Origin of the sequence: Nonomuraea sp. CA-218870, assembly GCF_050936535.1 — a bacterium.
GTDB classification, from domain to species: Bacteria; Actinomycetota; Actinomycetes; order Streptosporangiales; family Streptosporangiaceae; genus Nonomuraea; species Nonomuraea corallina.
Genome location: NZ_JBNJMN010000001.1, coordinates 2,486,216 through 2,504,698, shown reverse-complemented (window position 1 = coordinate 2,504,698; position 18,483 = coordinate 2,486,216). Strand labels below are relative to the sequence as shown.

Annotated in this window: 16 protein-coding genes; 10 read left to right on the top strand and 6 right to left on the bottom strand. The window is 69.5% G+C overall.

Annotation, left to right across the window (positions count from 1 at the left end):
- Positions 1-144: 144 nt before the first annotated feature.
- Positions 145-939 (bottom strand): NAD-dependent epimerase/dehydratase family protein, encoded by a 795-nt coding sequence (locus ACQEUU_RS12335; RefSeq protein WP_433064457.1) that lies wholly within the window; start codon positions 937-939, stop codon positions 145-147.
- Between the two features lie 133 nt (positions 940-1,072).
- On the opposite strand from ACQEUU_RS12335, the gene ACQEUU_RS12330 reads away from it, so the two are divergent.
- The 5 genes from ACQEUU_RS12330 (at position 1,073) to ACQEUU_RS12310 (ending at position 5,918) form a co-directional block, all read left to right on the top strand.
- Positions 1,073-2,386, top strand: coding sequence for a sugar ABC transporter substrate-binding protein (locus ACQEUU_RS12330; RefSeq protein ID WP_433064454.1), 1,314 nt, complete (start codon positions 1,073-1,075; stop codon positions 2,384-2,386).
- Positions 2,383-3,309 carry a carbohydrate ABC transporter permease gene (locus ACQEUU_RS12325; RefSeq protein WP_433064451.1) on the top strand — a complete coding sequence of 309 codons (927 nt, stop codon included), beginning with the start codon at positions 2,383-2,385 and terminating at the stop codon, positions 3,307-3,309. The genes ACQEUU_RS12330 and ACQEUU_RS12325 overlap by 4 nt, the downstream gene beginning before the upstream one ends.
- Positions 3,306-4,169 (top strand): carbohydrate ABC transporter permease, encoded by an 864-nt coding sequence (locus ACQEUU_RS12320; protein ID WP_433064449.1) that lies wholly within the window; start codon positions 3,306-3,308, stop codon positions 4,167-4,169. Before ACQEUU_RS12325 ends, ACQEUU_RS12320 begins: the two co-directional genes overlap by 4 nt.
- A 69-nt stretch (positions 4,170-4,238) precedes the next feature.
- Positions 4,239-5,000: an IclR family transcriptional regulator gene (locus tag ACQEUU_RS12315; RefSeq protein ID WP_433064446.1), complete on the top strand. Its 762-nt coding sequence runs from the start codon at positions 4,239-4,241 to the stop codon at positions 4,998-5,000.
- Positions 5,001-5,012: 12 nt separating this feature from the next.
- Positions 5,013-5,918 carry a 5-dehydro-4-deoxyglucarate dehydratase gene (locus ACQEUU_RS12310; protein ID WP_433064443.1) on the top strand — a complete coding sequence of 302 codons (906 nt, stop codon included), beginning with the start codon at positions 5,013-5,015 and terminating at the stop codon, positions 5,916-5,918.
- Positions 5,919-6,343: 425 nt separating this feature from the next.
- On the opposite strand, the gene ACQEUU_RS12305 is transcribed toward ACQEUU_RS12310, so the two are convergent.
- The gene (locus tag ACQEUU_RS12305) at positions 6,344-7,801 is read right to left on the bottom strand and encodes an aldehyde dehydrogenase family protein (protein ID WP_433064440.1); all 1,458 of its coding nucleotides are present in this window, start codon (positions 7,799-7,801) and stop codon (positions 6,344-6,346) included.
- Between the two features lie 89 nt (positions 7,802-7,890).
- On the opposite strand from ACQEUU_RS12305, the gene ACQEUU_RS12300 reads away from it, so the two are divergent.
- The 3 genes from ACQEUU_RS12300 to ACQEUU_RS12290 all read left to right on the top strand — a co-directional run bounded on the left by ACQEUU_RS12300 (position 7,891) and on the right by ACQEUU_RS12290 (position 11,202).
- Complete coding sequence (locus tag ACQEUU_RS12300; protein ID WP_433064437.1) at positions 7,891-9,162, top strand: glucarate dehydratase family protein; 1,272 nt, start codon at positions 7,891-7,893, stop codon at positions 9,160-9,162.
- A complete protein-coding gene (locus tag ACQEUU_RS12295; RefSeq protein ID WP_433064434.1) occupies positions 9,156-10,379 on the top strand; it encodes a hypothetical protein in 1,224 nt (407 codons plus the stop codon). Before ACQEUU_RS12300 ends, ACQEUU_RS12295 begins: the two co-directional genes overlap by 7 nt.
- Before the next feature lie 277 nt (positions 10,380-10,656).
- Complete coding sequence (locus ACQEUU_RS12290) at positions 10,657-11,202, top strand: DUF402 domain-containing protein (protein WP_433064431.1); 546 nt, start codon at positions 10,657-10,659, stop codon at positions 11,200-11,202.
- 57 nt (positions 11,203-11,259) lie between these two features.
- On the opposite strand, the gene ACQEUU_RS12285 is transcribed toward ACQEUU_RS12290, so the two are convergent.
- Both ACQEUU_RS12285 and ACQEUU_RS12280 read right to left on the bottom strand, forming a co-directional pair.
- On the bottom strand, positions 11,260-11,901 hold the full coding sequence (locus ACQEUU_RS12285) for a response regulator (RefSeq protein ID WP_433064428.1): 642 nt from the start codon (positions 11,899-11,901) through the stop codon (positions 11,260-11,262).
- A complete protein-coding gene (locus ACQEUU_RS12280) occupies positions 11,898-13,250 on the bottom strand; it encodes a sensor histidine kinase (protein ID WP_433064426.1) in 1,353 nt (450 codons plus the stop codon). Before ACQEUU_RS12280 ends, ACQEUU_RS12285 begins: the two co-directional genes overlap by 4 nt.
- 112 nt (positions 13,251-13,362) lie before the next feature.
- Between ACQEUU_RS12280 and ACQEUU_RS12275 the strand changes: the two genes are divergently transcribed.
- Both ACQEUU_RS12275 and ACQEUU_RS12270 read left to right on the top strand, forming a co-directional pair.
- Positions 13,363-14,115 (top strand): ABC transporter ATP-binding protein, encoded by a 753-nt coding sequence (locus ACQEUU_RS12275; RefSeq protein ID WP_433064424.1) that lies wholly within the window; start codon positions 13,363-13,365, stop codon positions 14,113-14,115.
- Between the two features lie 64 nt (positions 14,116-14,179).
- Positions 14,180-14,956 carry an ABC transporter permease subunit gene (locus ACQEUU_RS12270; RefSeq protein WP_433064421.1) on the top strand — a complete coding sequence of 259 codons (777 nt, stop codon included), beginning with the start codon at positions 14,180-14,182 and terminating at the stop codon, positions 14,954-14,956.
- Between the two features lie 130 nt (positions 14,957-15,086).
- On the opposite strand, the gene ACQEUU_RS12265 is transcribed toward ACQEUU_RS12270, so the two are convergent.
- The gene (locus tag ACQEUU_RS12265) at positions 15,087-16,772 is read right to left on the bottom strand and encodes a ribonuclease J (RefSeq protein ID WP_433064418.1); all 1,686 of its coding nucleotides are present in this window, start codon (positions 16,770-16,772) and stop codon (positions 15,087-15,089) included.
- A gap of 54 nt (positions 16,773-16,826) precedes the next feature.
- Positions 16,827-17,744 carry a 4-hydroxy-tetrahydrodipicolinate synthase gene (gene dapA, locus ACQEUU_RS12260; RefSeq protein ID WP_433071824.1) on the bottom strand — a complete coding sequence of 306 codons (918 nt, stop codon included), beginning with the start codon at positions 17,742-17,744 and terminating at the stop codon, positions 16,827-16,829.
- Positions 17,745-18,483 lie beyond the last annotated feature (739 nt).

The window sequence follows — 18,483 nt, the reverse complement described above, 5'->3', positions numbered from 1 at the left end:
TGTGGTGAACGCGGATATGCGTTCGTAACATTTTGACGCTGAGCCATTCTCACTACAACCGGTTGCATCGGTCGTCAACTGAGTCCGGACATGCCGACAGCCGCCCTGACCTGATCGGTCGGGGCGGCTATCGAGCAGGAACCGTCACCAGGCCCCGCCGAGCTCCTTCAGCGTGAAGACCCCGCCCACCCGGTCGTGCACCGGATCGCTCAGGTCCGGCTCCCCCTGCTCGGCGATGATCCCGGCGGCGTACGACTCGGAGCTGTCGCGCGACTCGTACCCGATCGCCCGCGCCTCCTCCAGCGACCACCAGCGGCGGGCGTTGTCGGAGACCCCCCACACGACGTGGAAGCCGGTGGCCGTGAGCGCGGCCTCGACCAGCCGGGCCAGGTCGTCCGGCGAGATCCAGGTGGCCAGCCCGCGGGTGTCGGCGGAGCGCTCGTTGCAGGTGCCGAGCCTGATGGCGGTCACGTGCATGCCGAACCTGTCGTGATAGAGGCTGCCGAGACCTTCCATGACGAGCTTGCTCACGCCGTAGTACGTGTCGGGGCGCGGGAAGGCGTAGTCGGCGAGCTCCCCGCCGGAGGGCGGCCGGGTGTGGAAGCCGGCGGCGTGGTGGCTGCTCATCAGCACCACGTGGCCGACCTCGGCCGCGCGGGCGGCCTCCATCAGCACGTAGGTGCCGTCCATGTTGGCCCGCACCACGTCGGCCCACGGGTGCTCGCGGCTCTGGCCGCCGAGGTGGACCACCGCGTCGACGTCCTTCATCGCGGCGGCCATGGCCTGCTCGTCGGTGAGGTCGGCCACGGCCAGTTCCTCGCCGGGTCCGGGGTCGAGCGGCGTCAGGTCCGACAGGCGCAGCGTCCGGCCCTCGCGGGCGAGGCGGGGACGGAGCAGCGTGCCGACTTTCCCTGCGGCGCCGGTCATCAGTATGCGCATGCCCCCGTTGTACAAGACGCCGGTCCAGATTCACATTCTTGAATATTGACCGTGATGTGTGTCACTGGTTACTTTTTTCAGGACTCGCCCACATCCACGACACTTGTCACATATGTGAACAGGAGGCGGTCTCATGTCACGACGTCTGCTCGGGGTCGCACTGGCCGCGTCCCTGGCCGTTACGCTGACAGGCTGCGGCTCCGGGGGAACGGGCTCGGCCACGGACGGCGCGCTGGAGATCTGGATCAGGCAGGCGCCCGACTCCGAGTCGGCCAAGACGGCGCAGCGCCTGGCCGAGGCGTTCACCAAGGCCAGCGGGATCCCGACCAAGGTGGTCGCGCTCTTCGACGACTTCGAGACCAAGCTGCAGCAGCAGGCGGCGCAGCGCGATCTCCCCGACGTCGTGATCAACGACACCGCCCAGATCGGCAACATGCAGACCCAGGGCTGGCTGACCGAGGTGGACCGGGCCTCGCTCGCGGGCGGCGACAAGCTCTCCGACCTCTCCTGGAAGGCCGCCACCGCCAGTGACGGCAAGACCTGGGCGGCGCCCTTCTCCGCCCAGGCCTTCGCCATCATCGCCCGCAAGGACTGGCGGGAGAAGGTCGGCATGGAGGTGCCCCAGACCTGGAAGGACCTCGCCGCGCTGGCCAAGGCCTTCACCGAGAAGGACCCCGACGGCAACGGCCAGGACGACACCTCCGGCTTCGTCATCCCCGGCGGCACCAAGCGCGGCTACGCCTCGTGGTACGCCTCCTCCTTCATCTACGGCAACGGCGGCGACTTCGTCTCCCCGTCCGGCTCCGGAGCGTTCACCGCCGTCACGAACGACCCCAAGGCCGTCGAGGCGGTCCAGTTCCTCCAGGACCAGTTCTGCGACGCCAAGACCGTCAACCCGGGCGCGGTCAGCAACGACACCACGGTCACCCACGAGGTGTTCGAGAAGGGCCAGGGCGGCATCTACCTGACCGGCCCGTACGTGCTGGCCCGGTTCGTGGAGAGCGTCGGCACCGACAAGATCGAGGTGTACCCGGTGCCCAAGGGCCCGACGGGCGGCCCCGGCACGCTGGGTGAGGGCGAGAACGTCTACCTGATGGCCGGTTCGCCGAACACCGACGGCCAGAAGAAGTTCGCCGAGTTCGCCGTCTCCGCCGAAGGCCAGCGCATCGGCATGAACAAGGACGCCAACGGCGCGATCGTCCGCCTGCCGGTCAACTCCGAGGTCGACCTGGCCGCCGAGCGTCAGGACCCGCGCTGGAAGGTGTTCCAGGACGCCTACGCCGACGCGGTCTACGCCCACCCGGTGCCGAACTGGGCGCCGATCCGGCAGACCTCCGCCGACGCGATCAACACGGTGTGGGCCGACTGCGACCAGGACGTCAAGGCCGAGATGGACGCGCTCACCACCAAGCTGACCCGGGAACTGCAGAACCAAAAGGCATCATGACCCCGACGCTGACCCCGGCGCGGCCGAGGACGGCGGCCCCCGGCCGGGCGCCCGGCCGGGGGCGCCGGCGGGGGCCGCTGATCGCCTGGGCCTTCCTCGCGCCCGCCCTGCTGCTGTTCCTGTACTTCAAGTTCATCCCGATGTTCACCGGGCTGATGATGAGCTTCCAGGAGATCCGCTACATCGACAGCACCTGGGTCGGGCTGGACAACTACGCGACCATCCTCACCGACGAGGCCTTCCGCTCGGCGATCTGGCACAGCCTGGTGCTGGCGCTGGGCACCACGGCCGGCTCGCTGGTGTTCGGGCTGGGTCTCGCGCTGCTCATCGAGGGGCCGGCCCGGTATCTCTGGTTCGTCAGGACCGCGGCCTTCCTCCCGGTCGTGGTCACCATGGCCGCGGTCGCCGAGGTGTGGCGGATCATGTACCACCCGGGCGACACCGGCACGCTCAACGTGATCCTGGGCTGGGCCGGCATCACCCCGCAGCCGTTCCTGGCGGACGAGGACTCCTCCCTGCTGTCGATCATGATCATGAGCATCTGGCGCGGCACCCCGTACGACATGATGATCTTCCTGGCCGGGCTGGTCGGCATCGACCGCACCCTGTACGAGGCCGCGGCGGTGGACGGCGCGTCCACCTGGCACCGGCTGCGGCACATCACGCTGCCCGCGCTGCGGCCGGTGTTCTGGATCCTGTTCACGCTCGCGGCCATCCGCGGCCTGCGGGTCTTCGTCGAGGTGTACGTGCTCACCAACGGCGGGCCGAACGGCTCGTCCGAGGTGCTTATGACGCTCATCTACAAGCTCGGCTTCCAGACCGGCGAGCTGGGCATCGCGTCCGCCGGCGGGATCGTGCTGTTCGCGGCGACGCTCGCGCTGACCGTGCTGGTCCAGCTGATGCGCAGGAGGCAGTCGGCATGATGAGGTTCGACAGCGCGCTGGGGCTGGAGTCGCGGCGCGGGCCGTTCGCCACCGCGGGCAAGATCCTGCTCTACTCGGGCATGGTGGTGGTCTTCACCGGGCCGCTGGTCGGGCTGCTGATCAGCGCCTTCAACAAGACGCTCGACCCGACCTCCTTCACCTGGTGGCCGGACGAGTTCACCTTCGACAACTTCGTGCACGCCGCCGACCGCAACGTCTACCGCTATCTGTTCAACTCTTTCGTGGTGGTCGGGTTCGGGCTGCTGCTGCAGATGATCGTGAGCGTCTTCGCGGCCTACTCGCTGGCGCGCAAGAAGTTCCGCGGCATGAGCGTGGTCATGCTCATCATGCTGACCACGATGATGCTCCCCGAGGAGATCATCGCGATCCCGCTCTCCCTGGTGCTCGCCGACCTGCCGGTGCTCCATCTCAACCTCATCGGCACGTACGCGGGCATGATCCTGCCGGTCGGCGCCTGGGGCTTCTCCATCCTCGTCATGACCGAGTTCATGAAGGAGGTGCCGGTCGAGCTGGAGGAGGCGGCCCGCATCGACGGGGCGGGCGAGCTGCGCACGTTCTTCACCATCATCCTGCCGCTGTGCCGGCCCGCGCTCGGCGTGATCGGGGTGTTCGGCTTCACCATGATCTGGGATCAGTACCTGCTGCCGCTCATCGTGGCGCCCGAAGCCGGCATGTGGACGCTGCCCGTCGCGCTGCGCTCGCTCCGGTCCGACGAGGAGGTGGGCATCGGCGTGCTGCTGGCTGCCACGCTGCTGGCCCTGCTGCCGTCGATCATCGCGTTCCTCGCGTTCCAGCGGCAGTTCATGCGCGGCCTCACGAGCGGGGCGGTGAAGGGGTGACGGTGTCCATATACCTGGACGACATCCCATATGCTGACGCCCAGAACCCGCAGTCGAGATGGGACGAGCATGGAGCCGCAGTTGGTCAAGTCCGCCGAGCGGACCGTACGCATCCTGGAGACCCTGGCCGCATCCCCGCACACCCTGACCCTGGCGGAGCTGCAGCAGCGCACCGGATTCCCGCGCAGCAGCCTGCACGCGCTGATGCGCACCCTGGTGGAGCTCAACTGGGTGGAGACCGACGCCGCGAGATCCGCCTTCGGCATCGGCCCGCACGCGCTGCTGACCGGGACCGCCTACCTGGACAAGGACCCTGCCCTGCCGTTCGCCCAGGCGACGCTGGAGGACCTCCGGGACGAGACCGGACAGACCGCTCACTTCGCTCGCAGGGACGAGGCGCACGTCCTCTACCTGGCCACCCGCGAGTCACGCGCCGCGCACCACATCATCCCCCGGGTCGGCAGGCGGCTGCCCGCCCACGTCACCGCGCTCGGCCAGGTGCTCCTCGCCCAGCTCACCGACGACGAGGTCAAGGCCCTGCTCCCGGACCCGCTGCCCGGCATCACCGAGCACACGATCACCGACCTGGGCAGGCTGACCGGCGAACTGGACCGGGTCCGCACCCGGGGCTGGGCCTACGAGCGCGAGCAGGGCACCGCCGGCGTGGCCTGCGTGGCCGTCACGGTCGACTACCGCATCCCGGCCACGGACGCGATCAGCTGCTCGATGCCCGCCGACCTGCCCCAAGCCCAGATCGAGCGGGTCATCGAAGCGGTGATCACCCACACCCACAAGCTGGGTGCCACTCTCCGACGGGAGGGCATCCGCTAGAAGGAGGCGTTGATGCGGCTGCAAGGCGTTCTGTTCTTCCCGGTGACCCCGTACGGTCCCGACGGCGACGTGGCCGAGCAGGTGCTCGGCCGGCACGTCGACGCCGGGGTCACAGCGGGAGCGGGCGGGGTGTTCACCGCGTGCGGAACAGGTGAGTTCAACGCCCTGAGCCCCGACGACCACACCGCCGCCGTACGGGCGTCCGTGACCGCCACGGCCGGGCGGGTGCCGGTCTTCGCGGGCGCGGGCGGCACCCTCCCCCAGGCCAGAGCCCAGGCCGAGGCGGCCGCCGCGCACGGCGCCGACGGGCTGCTCATCATGCCGCCGTACCTGGTCAGCGCCCCACCGGACGGCCTGGTCCGCTACGTGCGCGAGATCACCGGGGCGGGCGGCCTGCCGGCCATCATCTACCAGCGCAACAACGCCCGCTTCTCCCCCGCCGCCGTCGCCGAACTGGCCCGGCTGCCGGAGGTGATCGGGTTCAAGGACGGGCTGGGCGACCTGGACCTGCTCCAGCGCATCATCCTGACCGTGCGCGAGTCGGCCGGGCCGGACTTCACGTTCTTCAACGGCCTGCCGACGGCCGAGCTGACCGTGCCCGCCTACCGAGGGCTGGGAGTGAACCTGTACTCCAGCGCCGCCTTCGCCTTCGCCCCCGAGGTCGCGCTGGCCTTCTACCGGGCGATCACCTCCGGCGACGAGGACCTGACCCGGCGGCTGCTGACGGGCTTCTACAAGCCGCTGGTGGAACTGCGCGACCAGGTGCCGGGGTACGCGGTGTCACTGGTCAAGGCGGGGGTACGGCTGCGCGGGCTGGACGTGGGCGGCGTCCGGCCACCCCTGGTCGACCCGTCGCCGGAGCACGTGGCCGAGCTGGAAAAGATCATCGCCACCGGCCTCGACATCGCCGGCCCCTGACCCGTACCACCTCACCCGCCACCGGAACCACCGCACCATCCGCCGAACAGCACACCCAACCAGACAGTGCCACCCCAGCCGGAAGGCGCCACCCCGGACGGCGCCACCCCGGACGGCGCCACCCCGGACGGCGCCACCCCGGACGGCGCCACCCCGACCAGAGAGCACACCATCCGACCCAGACGGCGCCCCGCCCACCTCGGCTGCACATCACCGCCGAGCAGGTAGCGCACCAGGCCGACCAGCGGCGCGGAACCGCTGTTCAGTACGTGGCAGCCACCGTCCAGCGCTGACAACAGCACGCGGCCGGCGGCGGCCGTGCCCCGTCGTCCTCGTCAGAGGCCGACCACACCTGCCGTGCTGGTCGCCCCCGGTCTGGAGTCCTCCCGATGGTCACGGGAGGGCTCCAAGCCCGGGGCCGTCACTCACCGTTCGAGCGCGCCGTCCACGCGGCGCGGGATCCCCAGGGGGTTGTCGTCCTTCAGCTCGTCAGGCAGCAGCGCCTCAGGCCAGTCCTGGTAGGCCGTGGGCTCCAGCCAGCGGTCGATGGCCGTGGCTCCGACCGAGGTGGTCGCCGTGGTCGTGGCCGGCCAGGGGCCGCCGTGGTGCATGGCCCAGGTGACGGCCACACCTGTCGGCCAGCCGTTCCAGATCAGCCGCCCGGCCTTGCGCCCGAGCACGTCGGTCAGCGGCTCGGCCTCGCCCGGGTCTGCGGCGTGCACGGTGGCGGTGAGCGAGCCCTCCAGCCGCTCCAGCACCGGCGGCAGGTCGCCGATCTCCCGGTAGGTGACCACGATCGAGGCCGGCCCGAAGCACTCCTCGCCGATGCCGGGCAGCTTCTCGGCGAACGTGTCGAGGTCCGTGGTGAACACCTGGGGCGTCACCGACCAGCCGCCCTCCCCAGGCTTGCCCTCGGCCAGCAGCTGCAGCTGCCCCAGCCGGCCCAGGCCGCCCAGGTAACCGTCGCGGATCCGCTCGGCCAGCATCGGCCCGCCGCTGGTGCCCTCGACGGCCTCGGCCAGCGCCTTGCGCAGTCCGTCTCCCTCGGGCACGAACAGCAGCCCCGGGTTGGTGCAGAACTGTCCCACGCCCTGGGTCAGCGAGGCGGCGAACCCGGCCGCCACCTGCTGCGCCGGCGCCGACGGCAGCACCACGACCGGGTTCACGCTGCCCAGCTCGCCGAAGAACGGGATCGGCGTCTCACGCTCGTCGATGAGCCGCTGGATCGCCTTGCCGCCCGCGACGGACCCGGTGAACCCGGCCGCGACCACCGCCGGGTGACGCACGAGGTCCGCGCCGGCCTGCACGCCGTGCACCAGCCCCAGCAGGTCCGGGTAAGGGAGCGCGCCGCGTACCAGCTTGGCCACCTGCTCGGAGGTGCCGGGATGCCCGGGATGCGCCTTGACCACGACCGGGCAGCCGGCGGCCAGGGCGGAGGCCGTGTCGCCGCCCGCCACCGAGAACGCGAACGGGAAGTTGCTGGCTGCGAAGACCGCCACCACACCGGGCAGCGGGTGCTTCATGCGCCGCACGTCGGGCCGCGGCGGGTCGGCGTGGTCGATGATCGCGTCCAGGTGACCTCCGTCCCTGATCACCTGGGCGAAGAACCTGAACTGGCCGGTGGTGCGGCCCACCTCGCCGCGCAGCCGTACCTCGCCGAGCGCTGTCTCCTGGTCGGCGAGCCGCCACAGCTCGTCGGCGTGCGCGTCGAGCGCGTCGGCGACGGCCTCCAGCGCGGCCGCGCGGTCGTCGGCGGGGGTGGCCCGCCATGCCTGGCCCGCGGCCGCGGCGGCGGAGACGACCAAGTCGACCCCGGCGTGGTCGGTCTCGGGCACGCCGGCGCCCACGGGCTCGCCGGTCCTGGGGTCGTATCCGTAGATCATCGAATGGCCCTTCGGAGTCTTGACACCTTCTCAGCTCGATTCTTACAGTTGCCGCATTCTGTCCACAAACCTGGCCTTTGTTCACATACATGGACGGCGATCACATGATCATCAGGCAGATCCACGTCACCCCTGTCGCCTTCAAGGATCCGCCTCTGCTGAACGCCGCCGGAGTGCACGAGCCCTGGGCGTTGCGCACGATCGTCGAGGTGGTCACGGACGAGGGCCTGACCGGTCTCGGCGAGACCTACGGCGACCTGGGACATCTGTCCAAGGTACGCGAGTGCGCGCAAGCACTGGTCGGCCTGGACGTGCACCACACCAACCAGATGTACGCGCGCGTCGCGGCCACCGTCGGCGACGCCGTCAGCGACCTGCACGGCCTGACCGGCGTGGCCACCAGGGAGAAGAGCGTCGACCGGGTCTACTCCCCGTTCGAGGTGGCCTGCCTGGACATCCGCGGCAAGGCCGCCGGCGTCCCCGTCGTCGACCTGCTCGGCGGCAGGGTCCGCGACGCCGTCCCGTACGGCGCCTACCTCTTCTACAAGTGGGCGGGGCACCCGGGCGGTGAGCCGGACAGGTTCGGCGAGGCGCTCGACCCGGCCGGGGTGGTCGAGCAGGCGTCGCTGTTCATCAAGGAGCACGGCTTCACCTCGATCAAGCTCAAGGGCGGCGTGTTCCCGCCCGCCGAGGAGATCGAGGCCGTCAAGGCACTGCACGAGGCGTTCCCGGGCGTGCCGTTGCGCCTCGACCCGAACGCCGCCTGGACCGTCGACACCTCCATCCAGGTAGGCCGGGAACTGGAGGGCGTGCTGGAGTATCTGGAGGACCCCACGCCCGATATCGCGGGCATGGCCCAGGTCGCCGCCCAGGTGCCCATGCCGCTGGCCACCAACATGTGCGTCGTCACCCCCGAGCACCTGCCCGAGGCCATCGCCACCCGCGCCATCGGCGTGCTGCTGCTGGACCACCACTACTGGGGCGGCCTGCAGCGCTCGGCACAGGTCGCCGCGCTCTGCGGGACCTTCGGACTTGAGCTTTCCATGCACTCGAACTCCCATCTCGGCATCAGTTCGGCCGCCATGACCCACCTGGCCGCGGCCACCCCCAACCTCACCCACGCCTGCGACACGCACACCCCCTGGCAGGACGGACAGGACGTGGTCGCACCCGGCACGCTGCGCTTCGAAGCCGGCGCCGTCCCGGTGCCCACCGGCCCCGGCCTGGGCATCGAACTCGACCGCGACGCGCTGGCCGTCATGCACGAGCAGTACAGGACCTGCGGCCTCACGGCCCGCGACGACACCACGTACATGCGCCGCTTCCAGCCCGGCTTCTCCGCGGCGAGGCCGCGATGGTGAACGTCGCCTACGTCTACCCGTGGGACGTCGTCGGCGACCCCGCCGCCGCCGAGCGCATCGCCGCGCTCGGCGTCACCACCGTCGCCCTGGCCGCCTCCTACCACTCCACCCGCGCCGCCACCCCCTTCCACCCCGCGCATCGCGTCCTCGACGTCCCGCACTCCGCCTTCTACCTGCCCGTACGACCCGAAGCCTGGGGCCGGCTCACCCCCGCCGCCCCCACCTGGACCAGCCCCGACGCGTACCTCCTCGCACAGTCGGCCCTGCGCGCGACCGGCCTGCGCGTGCACGCCTGGACCGTGCTCACCCACAACGCGCACCTCGGCGCCGCCTTCCCTGACCTCGTCGTCCGCAACGCGTTCGGCGACCCGTACCCCTACGCCCTCTGCCCATCAGCCGCCGACGTCGCCGAGTACTGCGAGCGGCTGGTGCGCGAGGTGCTGGTGGCGGGTGAGCCGGACGGCCTCATCCTGGAGGGCTGCGGTCCCATGGGCTTCGCCCACCAGAGCGTCCACGAGAAGACCGCAGGCGCCGAGTACGACCCCGACCTTATGTCCCTCTGCTTCTGCGCCTCCTGCGCTCCCCGCTACCCCGCCGACACCCGAACCCGCGTCCGCACCGCCCTCGACACTCCCACTCCGGACACCCTCACCTCCGACACCCAACCAGCTCAGGCAAAGCCCTCAGCGAGCCAGACCAACCCATCCGCGAACATCACCCCTTCCTCCGGTCCGGGGCCAGGACCCGCGGCGTACCCGGTGGACGTCGCCCTCGGCCCTCTGGCGGACGACGTACGGGCCATCCGCGTGGAGCTCGCGGCCTCTCTCCGCCGCCGCCTGATCACCACAGCCCGCCAGATCGCCCCGGGAATCCCCATCACCCTGCACGCGAACCCCGATCCCTGGGCCACCGGTCCCTTCGCCGCCCTCCCCACCGGCGAACCAAGCGCCGACGTCCTGGTGGGCAACTGCTGGGGAGACCCTGCCACGGACGCCGCCCGCCTCACCCGCCTGGCGGACCTGTGCACCGCTGGCCAACGCGTCGGCGCCTACGTCCTGGCCCTGCCTCCACGCCCAGCCGACCCGGCGGCCCTGGCGGAGCTCCTCGCCCTCTACGCCAAGGCCGGCGCCTCGGAGTTCCACCTGTACCACGCCGGTCTGGCCGGCCCTCGCCGGCTGTCCGCCATGAGACAAGCCCTCGAACAGGCCTCGCCATAACCCACCCCCGCACGCCCACCCCTCCACACCCGCCGCCTGGTCGGCACCACCCCACCGTCTTGCACCACCCTCATGACGGCACCGCCACACGTCCGCCCGAAGCGCAAGCTGGCACCATGGGATGGCGCAAGCATCCGAAGACCATTCCCTCGAGCCACCGGCGGCCCCCGCCCTTTGACAGGCAGCCGAGGGCAGGCAGCCGACCACCAGCACCCCTCACCAGCTCCGGACCCAGCGGAAAACCCAGGCCTCCGGACCCGGCGGAAAGGCACAGGCGTTGGGTGACATCGAGATCGTCTACAGGAAGTACGGCGGCAAGCTGCACTGGCACCACCCCGGCACGCTCCTGGGCGAGGACGAGCACGGCGTCTGGGTCGCGGTGGCGCGCGGGACCATCGCCCGGAAGGGCGATGAACTGACGATCACGTGGCCGAACGACTCCGTGATCCTCTTCCCGCGCTCTGCCTGGTGGACCGCCACCTTCCACGCGCCACCCGACCGGGTCGAGGTGTACGTCGACGTCACCACCGTCCCGGAATGGCGCGATGCCCAGATCACCATGCTCGATCTCGACCTCGACGTCATCAGGATGCGCGACGGCCGCCTCTTCCTCGATGACGAGGACGAGTTCGCCGAACATCAACTGACCCTCGGATATCCCAGCTCCATCATCCGTCAGGCCGAAGAAACGGCTCATTGGCTCCTCCAGGCCGTAGGCCGTCATCAGGACCCGTTCGGCGGCGCACACGCCCGGTGGCTGACCGCTGACTCCCGACCACATCCCGACACCCCCTCACCTGGCCCTGCCCGTCCTGTTCAGTAATCCCGTCATACACCGGGCAGCCCCCGGACAAGCCTCACCCTCAACCGAACGCCCTCGTCACCGAGCTGCCGTGACCAGCCCGCTCTCGTACGCCGCGATCACCAGCTGCGCCCGGTCCCGGGCATCCAACTTGGCCAGTAAGCGGGTGATGTGCGTCTTGACCGTCGCAAGACTGAGCTGCAGGTGCCCGGCGATCTCCATGTTGGACAGCCCCCGGGCGATCAAGGTCAGCACCTCGCGCTCCCGCCCGGTCACTCCCTTCAGGCCCTGCGTCTGCGGTGCCGCGGGCATCCGCGCGAACTCCTCGATCAGCCGTCGCGTGACCGTCGGAGCCAGCAGCGCCTCACCTCGCGCCACCACCCTGATCGCGGCGAGCAGGTCGGCCGGCGGTGTGTCCTTCAGCAGGAACCCGCTCGCTCCGGCCCGCAGGGCGTCGTAGACGTACGCGTCCAGGTCGAACATCGTCACGATCAGGACTCGTGTGTCCTTACCGATGAGCCTGGTCGCCTCGATGCCATCCATGTCCGGCATCCGCACGTCCATGAGCACGACGTCGGGCCGCTCCCGCTCCGCGACCGCCACGGCCTCGATCCCGGTCGACGCCTCCCCCACCACCTCCAGGTCGGCCTCGGAGTCCACGAGAACCCTGAAGCTGCCCCTGAGCAGGGTCTGGTCGTCCGCGATCACCACCCGGATCATGAGTCCCTCCTGTAGGGAAGAGTGGCCGACACCCGGAAGCCCGGTCCGGCCGCCTGGCCCGCCTCGAAGGTCCCGCCGTACATCATGACCCGCTCCCGCATTCCGATCAGCCCGTGACCTGGCCCTCTGTCGGGCAGCGCGCGATGACCGGGCCCGTCATCGCTGACCTCGATCCGCACCGCCCGCCCATCGTCGATCACCGAAACCCGGCACCGCGCCGGCGCCGCATGCTTGACCACATTGGTGAGCGCCTCCTGAACGATCCGATAGACGGACAGCTCCACCCCTTCAGGCAGCCTTTCCCCGGCAACCTCCTGCCTTCCGTCTCCGCCCGCCCACCGCCCTTCTCCGGGCACGGCTCCCGGCCCGCCGGTTCCTGAGTCACCGGCGAGACGGCTTTCCGCGGCTCGGTTGCCTGGAACAGGAAGGCCTTCCGCACCTCGCGCGCTCGACGGAGGATCGGCACCTCTCATCCCAGAGACAGGACGCTCGCTCCCAACCCGCACGTCGAGCTCGACGTTCACCCCCGCTTGTCCGGCCTGCTCGGCCAGGCCGGACAAGCCGCGCAGCCCCGGCGCGGGCCCACGGGCGGGCGTCTCCGACGGGCGCAGCACCCCGAGCAGGTGGCGCATCTCGACCAGCGCGTCCCTGCTGGCGTTCTCTATCACCCGCAGAGCGTCGTGGGCCTCCTCCGGGTTCGTGGCCAGCACGTGATTGGCCACTCCCGCCTTGACCGCGATCAGCCCCACGTTGTGTGCCACCACGTCGTGCAGCTCCCGGGCGATGCGTAACCGCTCCTCTGCCACCGCCTGCTCGGCCAGGCGCTCGGCCTGGCGCGCCGCGTATATCCGTCGCTCGCGCACGGCGCGGCCGACCGTCCAGGCACCGCCCAGCGTGGCGATGCCGAACAGCGCCTCGTCCATGCCGAGCAGCCACACGGGCCCAGCCGCTTGGGGCACGCTGCCCACGGTGAACAGCCCGACCACCGTCAGCAGGGCGAGAACCCCGATCGTCGACGTGGGAAGCCAGCTCCCACGGTCCTCCCTCACCGCCACCAGGTAGAGCGCGTAGGCCGGCGATACGTACACGATGCTGAGCGCCCCGCTGAGCACGGCCACGACGGCCAGTGCCACCGTGAAGAGGAAGACCGGCAGCGGCCACACCCTTCTCAGAGCCAGAGGAAGCCCCAGGCCGAGAGAGATGGCGAGCCGGGCCCACGGTGGGATCGCGGCCAGGTTGACCGTCGCCGTGAAGGCGACCAACGCGAAGCTCACCGCGGCTGCCAGATCCAGCGCGATCAGCTGTGGGCGGCTCAGCGGCCCGACGAAGAGGCGGTGCGACTCGTGCACGTGAACGAAGGTAGCCCTCGAACTCAGCGCGCACGTCAGCCCGAGGTCTGACTTTAAGGTTCGGACCGTGGTCCGATGTGGCGAGGCCACGCCGTGCCGCACCCTTGACCGCGTGATCGAGCTCAAGCACCTCACGAAACGCTACGGCACCACGCTCGCCGTCGACGATCTGTCCTTCACGGTCCGCCCCGGGCGCGTCACCGGCTTCCTCGGCCCCAACGGCGCGGGCAAATCGACCACCATGCGCCTGATCCTGGGCCTGGCCACCCCCACCTCGGGTGAGGTGCTGGTCAACGGCAGGCGCTACGCCTCTTTCCCTCGGCCCATGCGCGAGGTCGGCGCCCTGCTCGACGCCAACGCGGTCCATGCCGGCCGCAGCGCCTACAACCATCTCCTGTGCCTGGCGCGCACCAACGGCATCGGGCCTCGCCGCGTGACGGCGGTCCTGCACCACGTCGGCCTGTCCGACGTCGCGCGGAAGAACGTGGGCGGTTTCTCGCTCGGCATGAAACAGCGGCTCGGTATCGCCGCGGCTCTGCTCGGCGACCCCGGAGTGCTGATCTTCGATGAGCCGGTCAACGGGCTCGATCCCGACGGCATCCGGTGGATCCGCGACCTGATGCGTTCGCTGGCCGCGCAGGGCAGGACGATCCTGCTCTCCAGTCATCTGATGAGCGAGATGGCGCTGACCGCCGACAGCATCGTCATCGTGGGCAGGGGCGAGCTCGTCGCGGAGGCCACGATCGAGGAGCTCACCGCTCGCTACCCCTCGTTGGAGGACGCCTACCTCGCGCTCACCGCGAACAGCGTCCAATACGGAGCAGGCGGTCCTGCCGATGAATCTCCCACGTCCCGTTTCCCCTGAGCGGTGAAGGCGCTTCCCCGCTGTTCGCCTGTGGCCGACGCCCCGGACCTCACTGGAGTAACCGATGACTGTCCTGCGCTCGGAGTGGCTCAAGATCCACTCCGTACGTTCCTATCGACTTGCCATCGCCGTGGCCTTCGGCGGGATCCTGCTCGGTCTGGGCCTCGCGCAGATGGCGGCCCAGATGTATGAGAGCGCGTCTCCTGCTCAGCAGGCCAAGGCGAGCCTGGCCGAGCTGGAGGAGGTCGTGCTGATGGTTCCTCAGCTCAGTCTCGGCATCCTGGGCGTGCTGGCCATGACCTCCGAGTACACGACCGGCCTGATCAGGACCAGCCTGACCCTGGTCCCCCGACGTTGGCCGGTGCTGGCGGGCAAAGCGGCCGTGGTCGGCATGATCGGGCTGGTGACGGGACCGGTAGTCGTGTTCGGCACCCACGTCACGTGCCGATGGGTCATCGGCGATCGATTCTCAGGGCTCTACCAGACCGCGTTCGCCGACAAGCTTCCCCTGCTCGTCGCGCTCAGCCTGACCGTGCCGGCGTTCGCGCTGCTCGGGCTGGGCATGGGAGCGGTCCTGCGCTCGGCGGCGGGCGCCATCGCGCTGCTCATAGGACTCCTCTACGTGATCCCGATGATCGTGGACAAGTTCCCCCCTCCATGGAGCGAGTGGCTCGGCTCGGCCATGATCGGCGCCCTTCCCCGCCAGATCAGCGGCGATCTGACCACCCCGGGTGTCTACGGCACCTCGCTGCCGCCGCCGGTGGCAGCCGGCCTGCTGGCCTGTTACGCGGTGCTGCCCGTCCTCGCGGGAATGTGGCTGCTGCGGCGAAGGGATGCCTGACATGACTCTCCAGCCCCGCACAAGCCCATCCCGTGCGTATCCATCCCCGACTACCTCGCCCCGTATGAGCGGTTCGCGCTCGGTTCCTCCGGTACGGCAGGTTGGTGTGCCTGCCGTACCGGTGTGGGGGTCAGACCTCGACCACCACAGGGATGATCATCGGGCGTCGACGGTAGGTGTCGCTCACCCAGCGCCCCACCGTGCGGCGCACCACGCGGCGGATCTCCTGCATGTCGACCACCCCGTCGGCGGCCTTCTCCTCGAGCGCCTTCTCGATCTGCGGGATGAACTGCTCGAACTGCGCCGGATCGATACCCGAGCCGCGCGCGTGGATCTCCGGTCCGGCCGTGAGCTTGCCCGTGCTCGAGTCGACCACGATGACCACGGAGATGAATCCCTCGTCGCCCAGGATCCTGCGGTCCTTCAGCGACACGTCCGTGATCTCGCCGACCGAGGAGCCGTCCACGTACACGTAACCAGCGTGCACCGCGCCGACGATTTTGGCACGGCCGTCGACGAGGTCGACGACGACCCCGTCCTCGGCGATCACGATGTGGTCCTCCGGCACGCCGGTGAGCGCGGCCAGCTTGGCGTGCGCCCGCAGGTGACGCCACTCTCCGTGCACCGGCATGAAGTTGGAAGGCCGGGTCAGGTTCAGCACGTAGAGCAGCTCACCGGCGGCCGCGTGGCCGGAAACGTGCACCTTGGCGTTGCCCTTGTGCACGACCCGGGCACCCCACCGGGAGAGTCCGTTGATGACCTTGTTGACCGCGGTCTCGTTCCCCGGCACCAGCGACGAGGCGAGCAGAACCGTGTCGCCCTCCGTGATGCGGATGGGGTGATCGCGGTTGGCCATCCTCGACAGGGCGGCCATCGGCTCGCCCTGCGAGCCGGTGCAGATCAGCACCACGTCCTGCGGCGGCCACTGCTCGATGTCACGAGAGTCGACGACGAGGTCCGGCGGCACCTTGAGGTAGCCCAGGTCGCGGGCCACCCCCATGTTCCGCACCATCGAGCGGCCGACGAGCGCGACCTTGCGGCCGTGCCTGGCCGCCGCGTCGATGACCTGCTGGATGCGGTGAACGTGCGAGGCGAAGCTCGCCACGATCACCCGCTGCTCAGAGGTACGGATGACCTCGTCGATGACCGGGCCGATCTCCCGCTCACTCGTGACGAATCCCGGCACTTCGGCATTCGTCGAGTCCGACATCAGCAGGTCGACGCCCTCGCTGCCGAGCCGGGCGAACCCGCCCAGGTCGGTGAGCCGGCCGTCGCTCGGCAACTGGTCCATACGGAAGTCGCCGGTGTGGAGCACTATCCCGGCGGGCGTCCTGATCGCGACCGCCAGAGCGTCGGGGATGGAGTGGTTGACCGCAAGAAACTCGCAGTCGAACGGCCCCAAGGTGCGCCGCTCACCCTCCACCACCTGGTCCTTCACCGGCTGGATCCGGTGTTCGGTGAGCTTCGCCTCGATCAGCGCCAGCGTCAGCCTGGAGCCGATGAGAGGGATGTCCCGCCGCTCGCGCAGCAGGTAGGGCACGGCCCCGATGTGGTCCTCGTGGGCGTGCGTCAGGACGATCGCCTCGACTTGGTCGAGCCGGTTCCTGATGTATTCGAAGTCGGGCAGGATGAGGTCGACACCCGGCTGTTCCGGCTCGGGGAAGAGCACCCCGCAGTCGACGATCAGCAGGCGGCCGTCGTATTCGAAGACCGCCATGTTTCTGCCGATCTCACCCAGTCCGCCCAGCGCAACGATGCGCAAGCCGCCCTCAGGCAGCGCCGGAGGGGGGCCAAGATCAGGATGCGGATGGCTCATGCCCGACCCCCATGGTCAAATCGCGTTCTCAAAACTCGCAGTTCCTCCCCGTATCTAGTGATCCGTCAACTTCACCCCGCCGGCCACCAGGCAAGTACGCAGCTCGGCGATTTGCTTTTCCGTCGCGGGCACCAGAGGCAGCCGCACGGGCCCGGCCTCCACACCCACCATGCTCAGTGCGGCCTTCGCCATGATCGCGCCGCCCGCGCTCATCATGATCCCCTCGACCACGGGGGCCACCTGCCGGTGGATCTCGCGGGCCTGCTCGACGTCGCCGTTGCGATGGAGCTGGATCATGCGGGCGAGCCTGGCACCCACCACGTGGCCGATCACGCTGACGAACCCGGCCGCGCCCAGCGAGAGCCAGGCGAGATTGAGCAGGTCGTCACCGGAGTAGAACACGAGATCGGTGGCGGTCATCACCTGGCTGCCGCCGAAGAGGTCGCCCTTGGCGTCCTTGACGGCCACGATGCGATCGTGCTGTGCCAGCCGGATCAACGTCGCGGTCTTGATCGGCACACCGCTGCGCCCCGGAATGTCGTACAGCATGACCGGAAGCTCCGTGGCGTCGGCCACGGCGGTGAAGTGCCGGTAAAGCCCCTCCTGAGGGGGCTTGCTGTAGTACGGAGTCACCACGAGGAGGCCGTGAGCGCCTTCGCGCGCTGCCTGCCGTGCGAGCTCGACGCTGTGGCGGGTGTCATTGGTGCCGGCCCCGGCCACCACGGTCGCCCGGTCGCCGACGGCCTCCAGGACCGTGCTGAGCAGGCGGGCCTTCTCCTCGTCGGAGGTGGTGGGGGATTCGCCGGTCGTTCCGCTGACGATCAGTCCATCGTTGTGCTGCTCGTCCACCAGGTAGGTGGCGAGCCGCCGCGCCGCCTGATAGTCGACCTCGCCGTCAGAGGTGAACGGCGTGACCATGGCGGTCAGCATGCGGCCGAAGGGGGCGTCGGTGGTTCCTGTTGGCGATGCCATAGTGCGAACGCTACCCGGATTCCGAAATCCCATGGACGCCGCCACCCGGTTTTGCCTGCCTGCAGCCGCCTTTTGTCACACGTCCTCCGACATCCCATGCAGATCAGGCATCTCACGCCTCGGCGCCACCGCATCCATACCCAGGCCTCATCGTCTCCAGCCGCCAGGCGGCCGAAACCGCGCCTGCCCGGCATGATCCGGGAAGCGTGGACTGATCAGGAAAGCGGGACCTGGAACGGGTTCGCCCGGCAAACGAGGAGCATCGAACCCGAGGCTCACGCATGGCACGGTCATGACCGATGGATGACGAACCCGTCACCCGCGCTTGAGCGACTGCCCCCGCCCGCGATCAACAGTTCCCGCGGAGTCAGCGGTCGATGCCGGCGCAAGGGCGCCCGGACAGCAGTCGACGATCAACAGCCCCATCCTCCGCAGAAACACTCCCGACACGGGCTGCGCGTCCGGAAAGGTCACAGTCAGCCCTTGTCTACGACCGCTCCAGCCAGGAGAAAGACCTCAGGACGACGCATCGAAGACGGACAGCCTTGGTCACATAGGTAGAGGTCGCCGATATGTGCTCGGGGGTACACACATCGACGACCTCTACCGGAGAATCGGCACCCCTTACACCGGCGTTACAGGGTTTCTCCGATAATTTTCCGCTACCGCGAAGTTGAGGCTCCAACGGTCATCGATGACGGACGGTCACCTGCCGAATACGGCAACATGGGGGAACGCC

Bases quoted from the DNA above. Each gene is read 5' to 3' on its own strand.
- ACQEUU_RS12300 (WP_433064437.1), top strand. From the start codon at position 7,891: ATGGACGGCGATCACATGATCATCAGGCAGATCCACGTCACCCCTGTC.
- ACQEUU_RS12315 (WP_433064446.1), top strand. From the start codon at position 4,239: ATGGAGCCGCAGTTGGTCAAGTCCGCCGAGCGGACCGTACGCATCCTG.
- ACQEUU_RS12320 (WP_433064449.1), top strand. From the start codon at position 3,306: ATGATGAGGTTCGACAGCGCGCTGGGGCTGGAGTCGCGGCGCGGGCCG.
- ACQEUU_RS12285 (WP_433064428.1), bottom strand. From the start codon at position 11,901: ATGATCCGGGTGGTGATCGCGGACGACCAGACCCTGCTCAGGGGCAGC.
- ACQEUU_RS12295 (WP_433064434.1), top strand. From the start codon at position 9,156: ATGGTGAACGTCGCCTACGTCTACCCGTGGGACGTCGTCGGCGACCCC.
- ACQEUU_RS12335 (WP_433064457.1), bottom strand. From the start codon at position 939: ATGCGCATACTGATGACCGGCGCCGCAGGGAAAGTCGGCACGCTGCTC.
- ACQEUU_RS12325 (WP_433064451.1), top strand. From the start codon at position 2,383: ATGACCCCGACGCTGACCCCGGCGCGGCCGAGGACGGCGGCCCCCGGC.
- ACQEUU_RS12265 (WP_433064418.1), bottom strand. From the start codon at position 16,772: ATGAGCCATCCGCATCCTGATCTTGGCCCCCCTCCGGCGCTGCCTGAG.
- dapA (WP_433071824.1), bottom strand. From the start codon at position 17,744: ATGGCATCGCCAACAGGAACCACCGACGCCCCCTTCGGCCGCATGCTG.
- ACQEUU_RS12305 (WP_433064440.1), bottom strand. From the start codon at position 7,801: ATGATCTACGGATACGACCCCAGGACCGGCGAGCCCGTGGGCGCCGGC.
- ACQEUU_RS12270 (WP_433064421.1), top strand. From the start codon at position 14,180: ATGACTGTCCTGCGCTCGGAGTGGCTCAAGATCCACTCCGTACGTTCC.
- ACQEUU_RS12330 (WP_433064454.1), top strand. From the start codon at position 1,073: ATGTCACGACGTCTGCTCGGGGTCGCACTGGCCGCGTCCCTGGCCGTT.
- ACQEUU_RS12310 (WP_433064443.1), top strand. From the start codon at position 5,013: ATGCGGCTGCAAGGCGTTCTGTTCTTCCCGGTGACCCCGTACGGTCCC.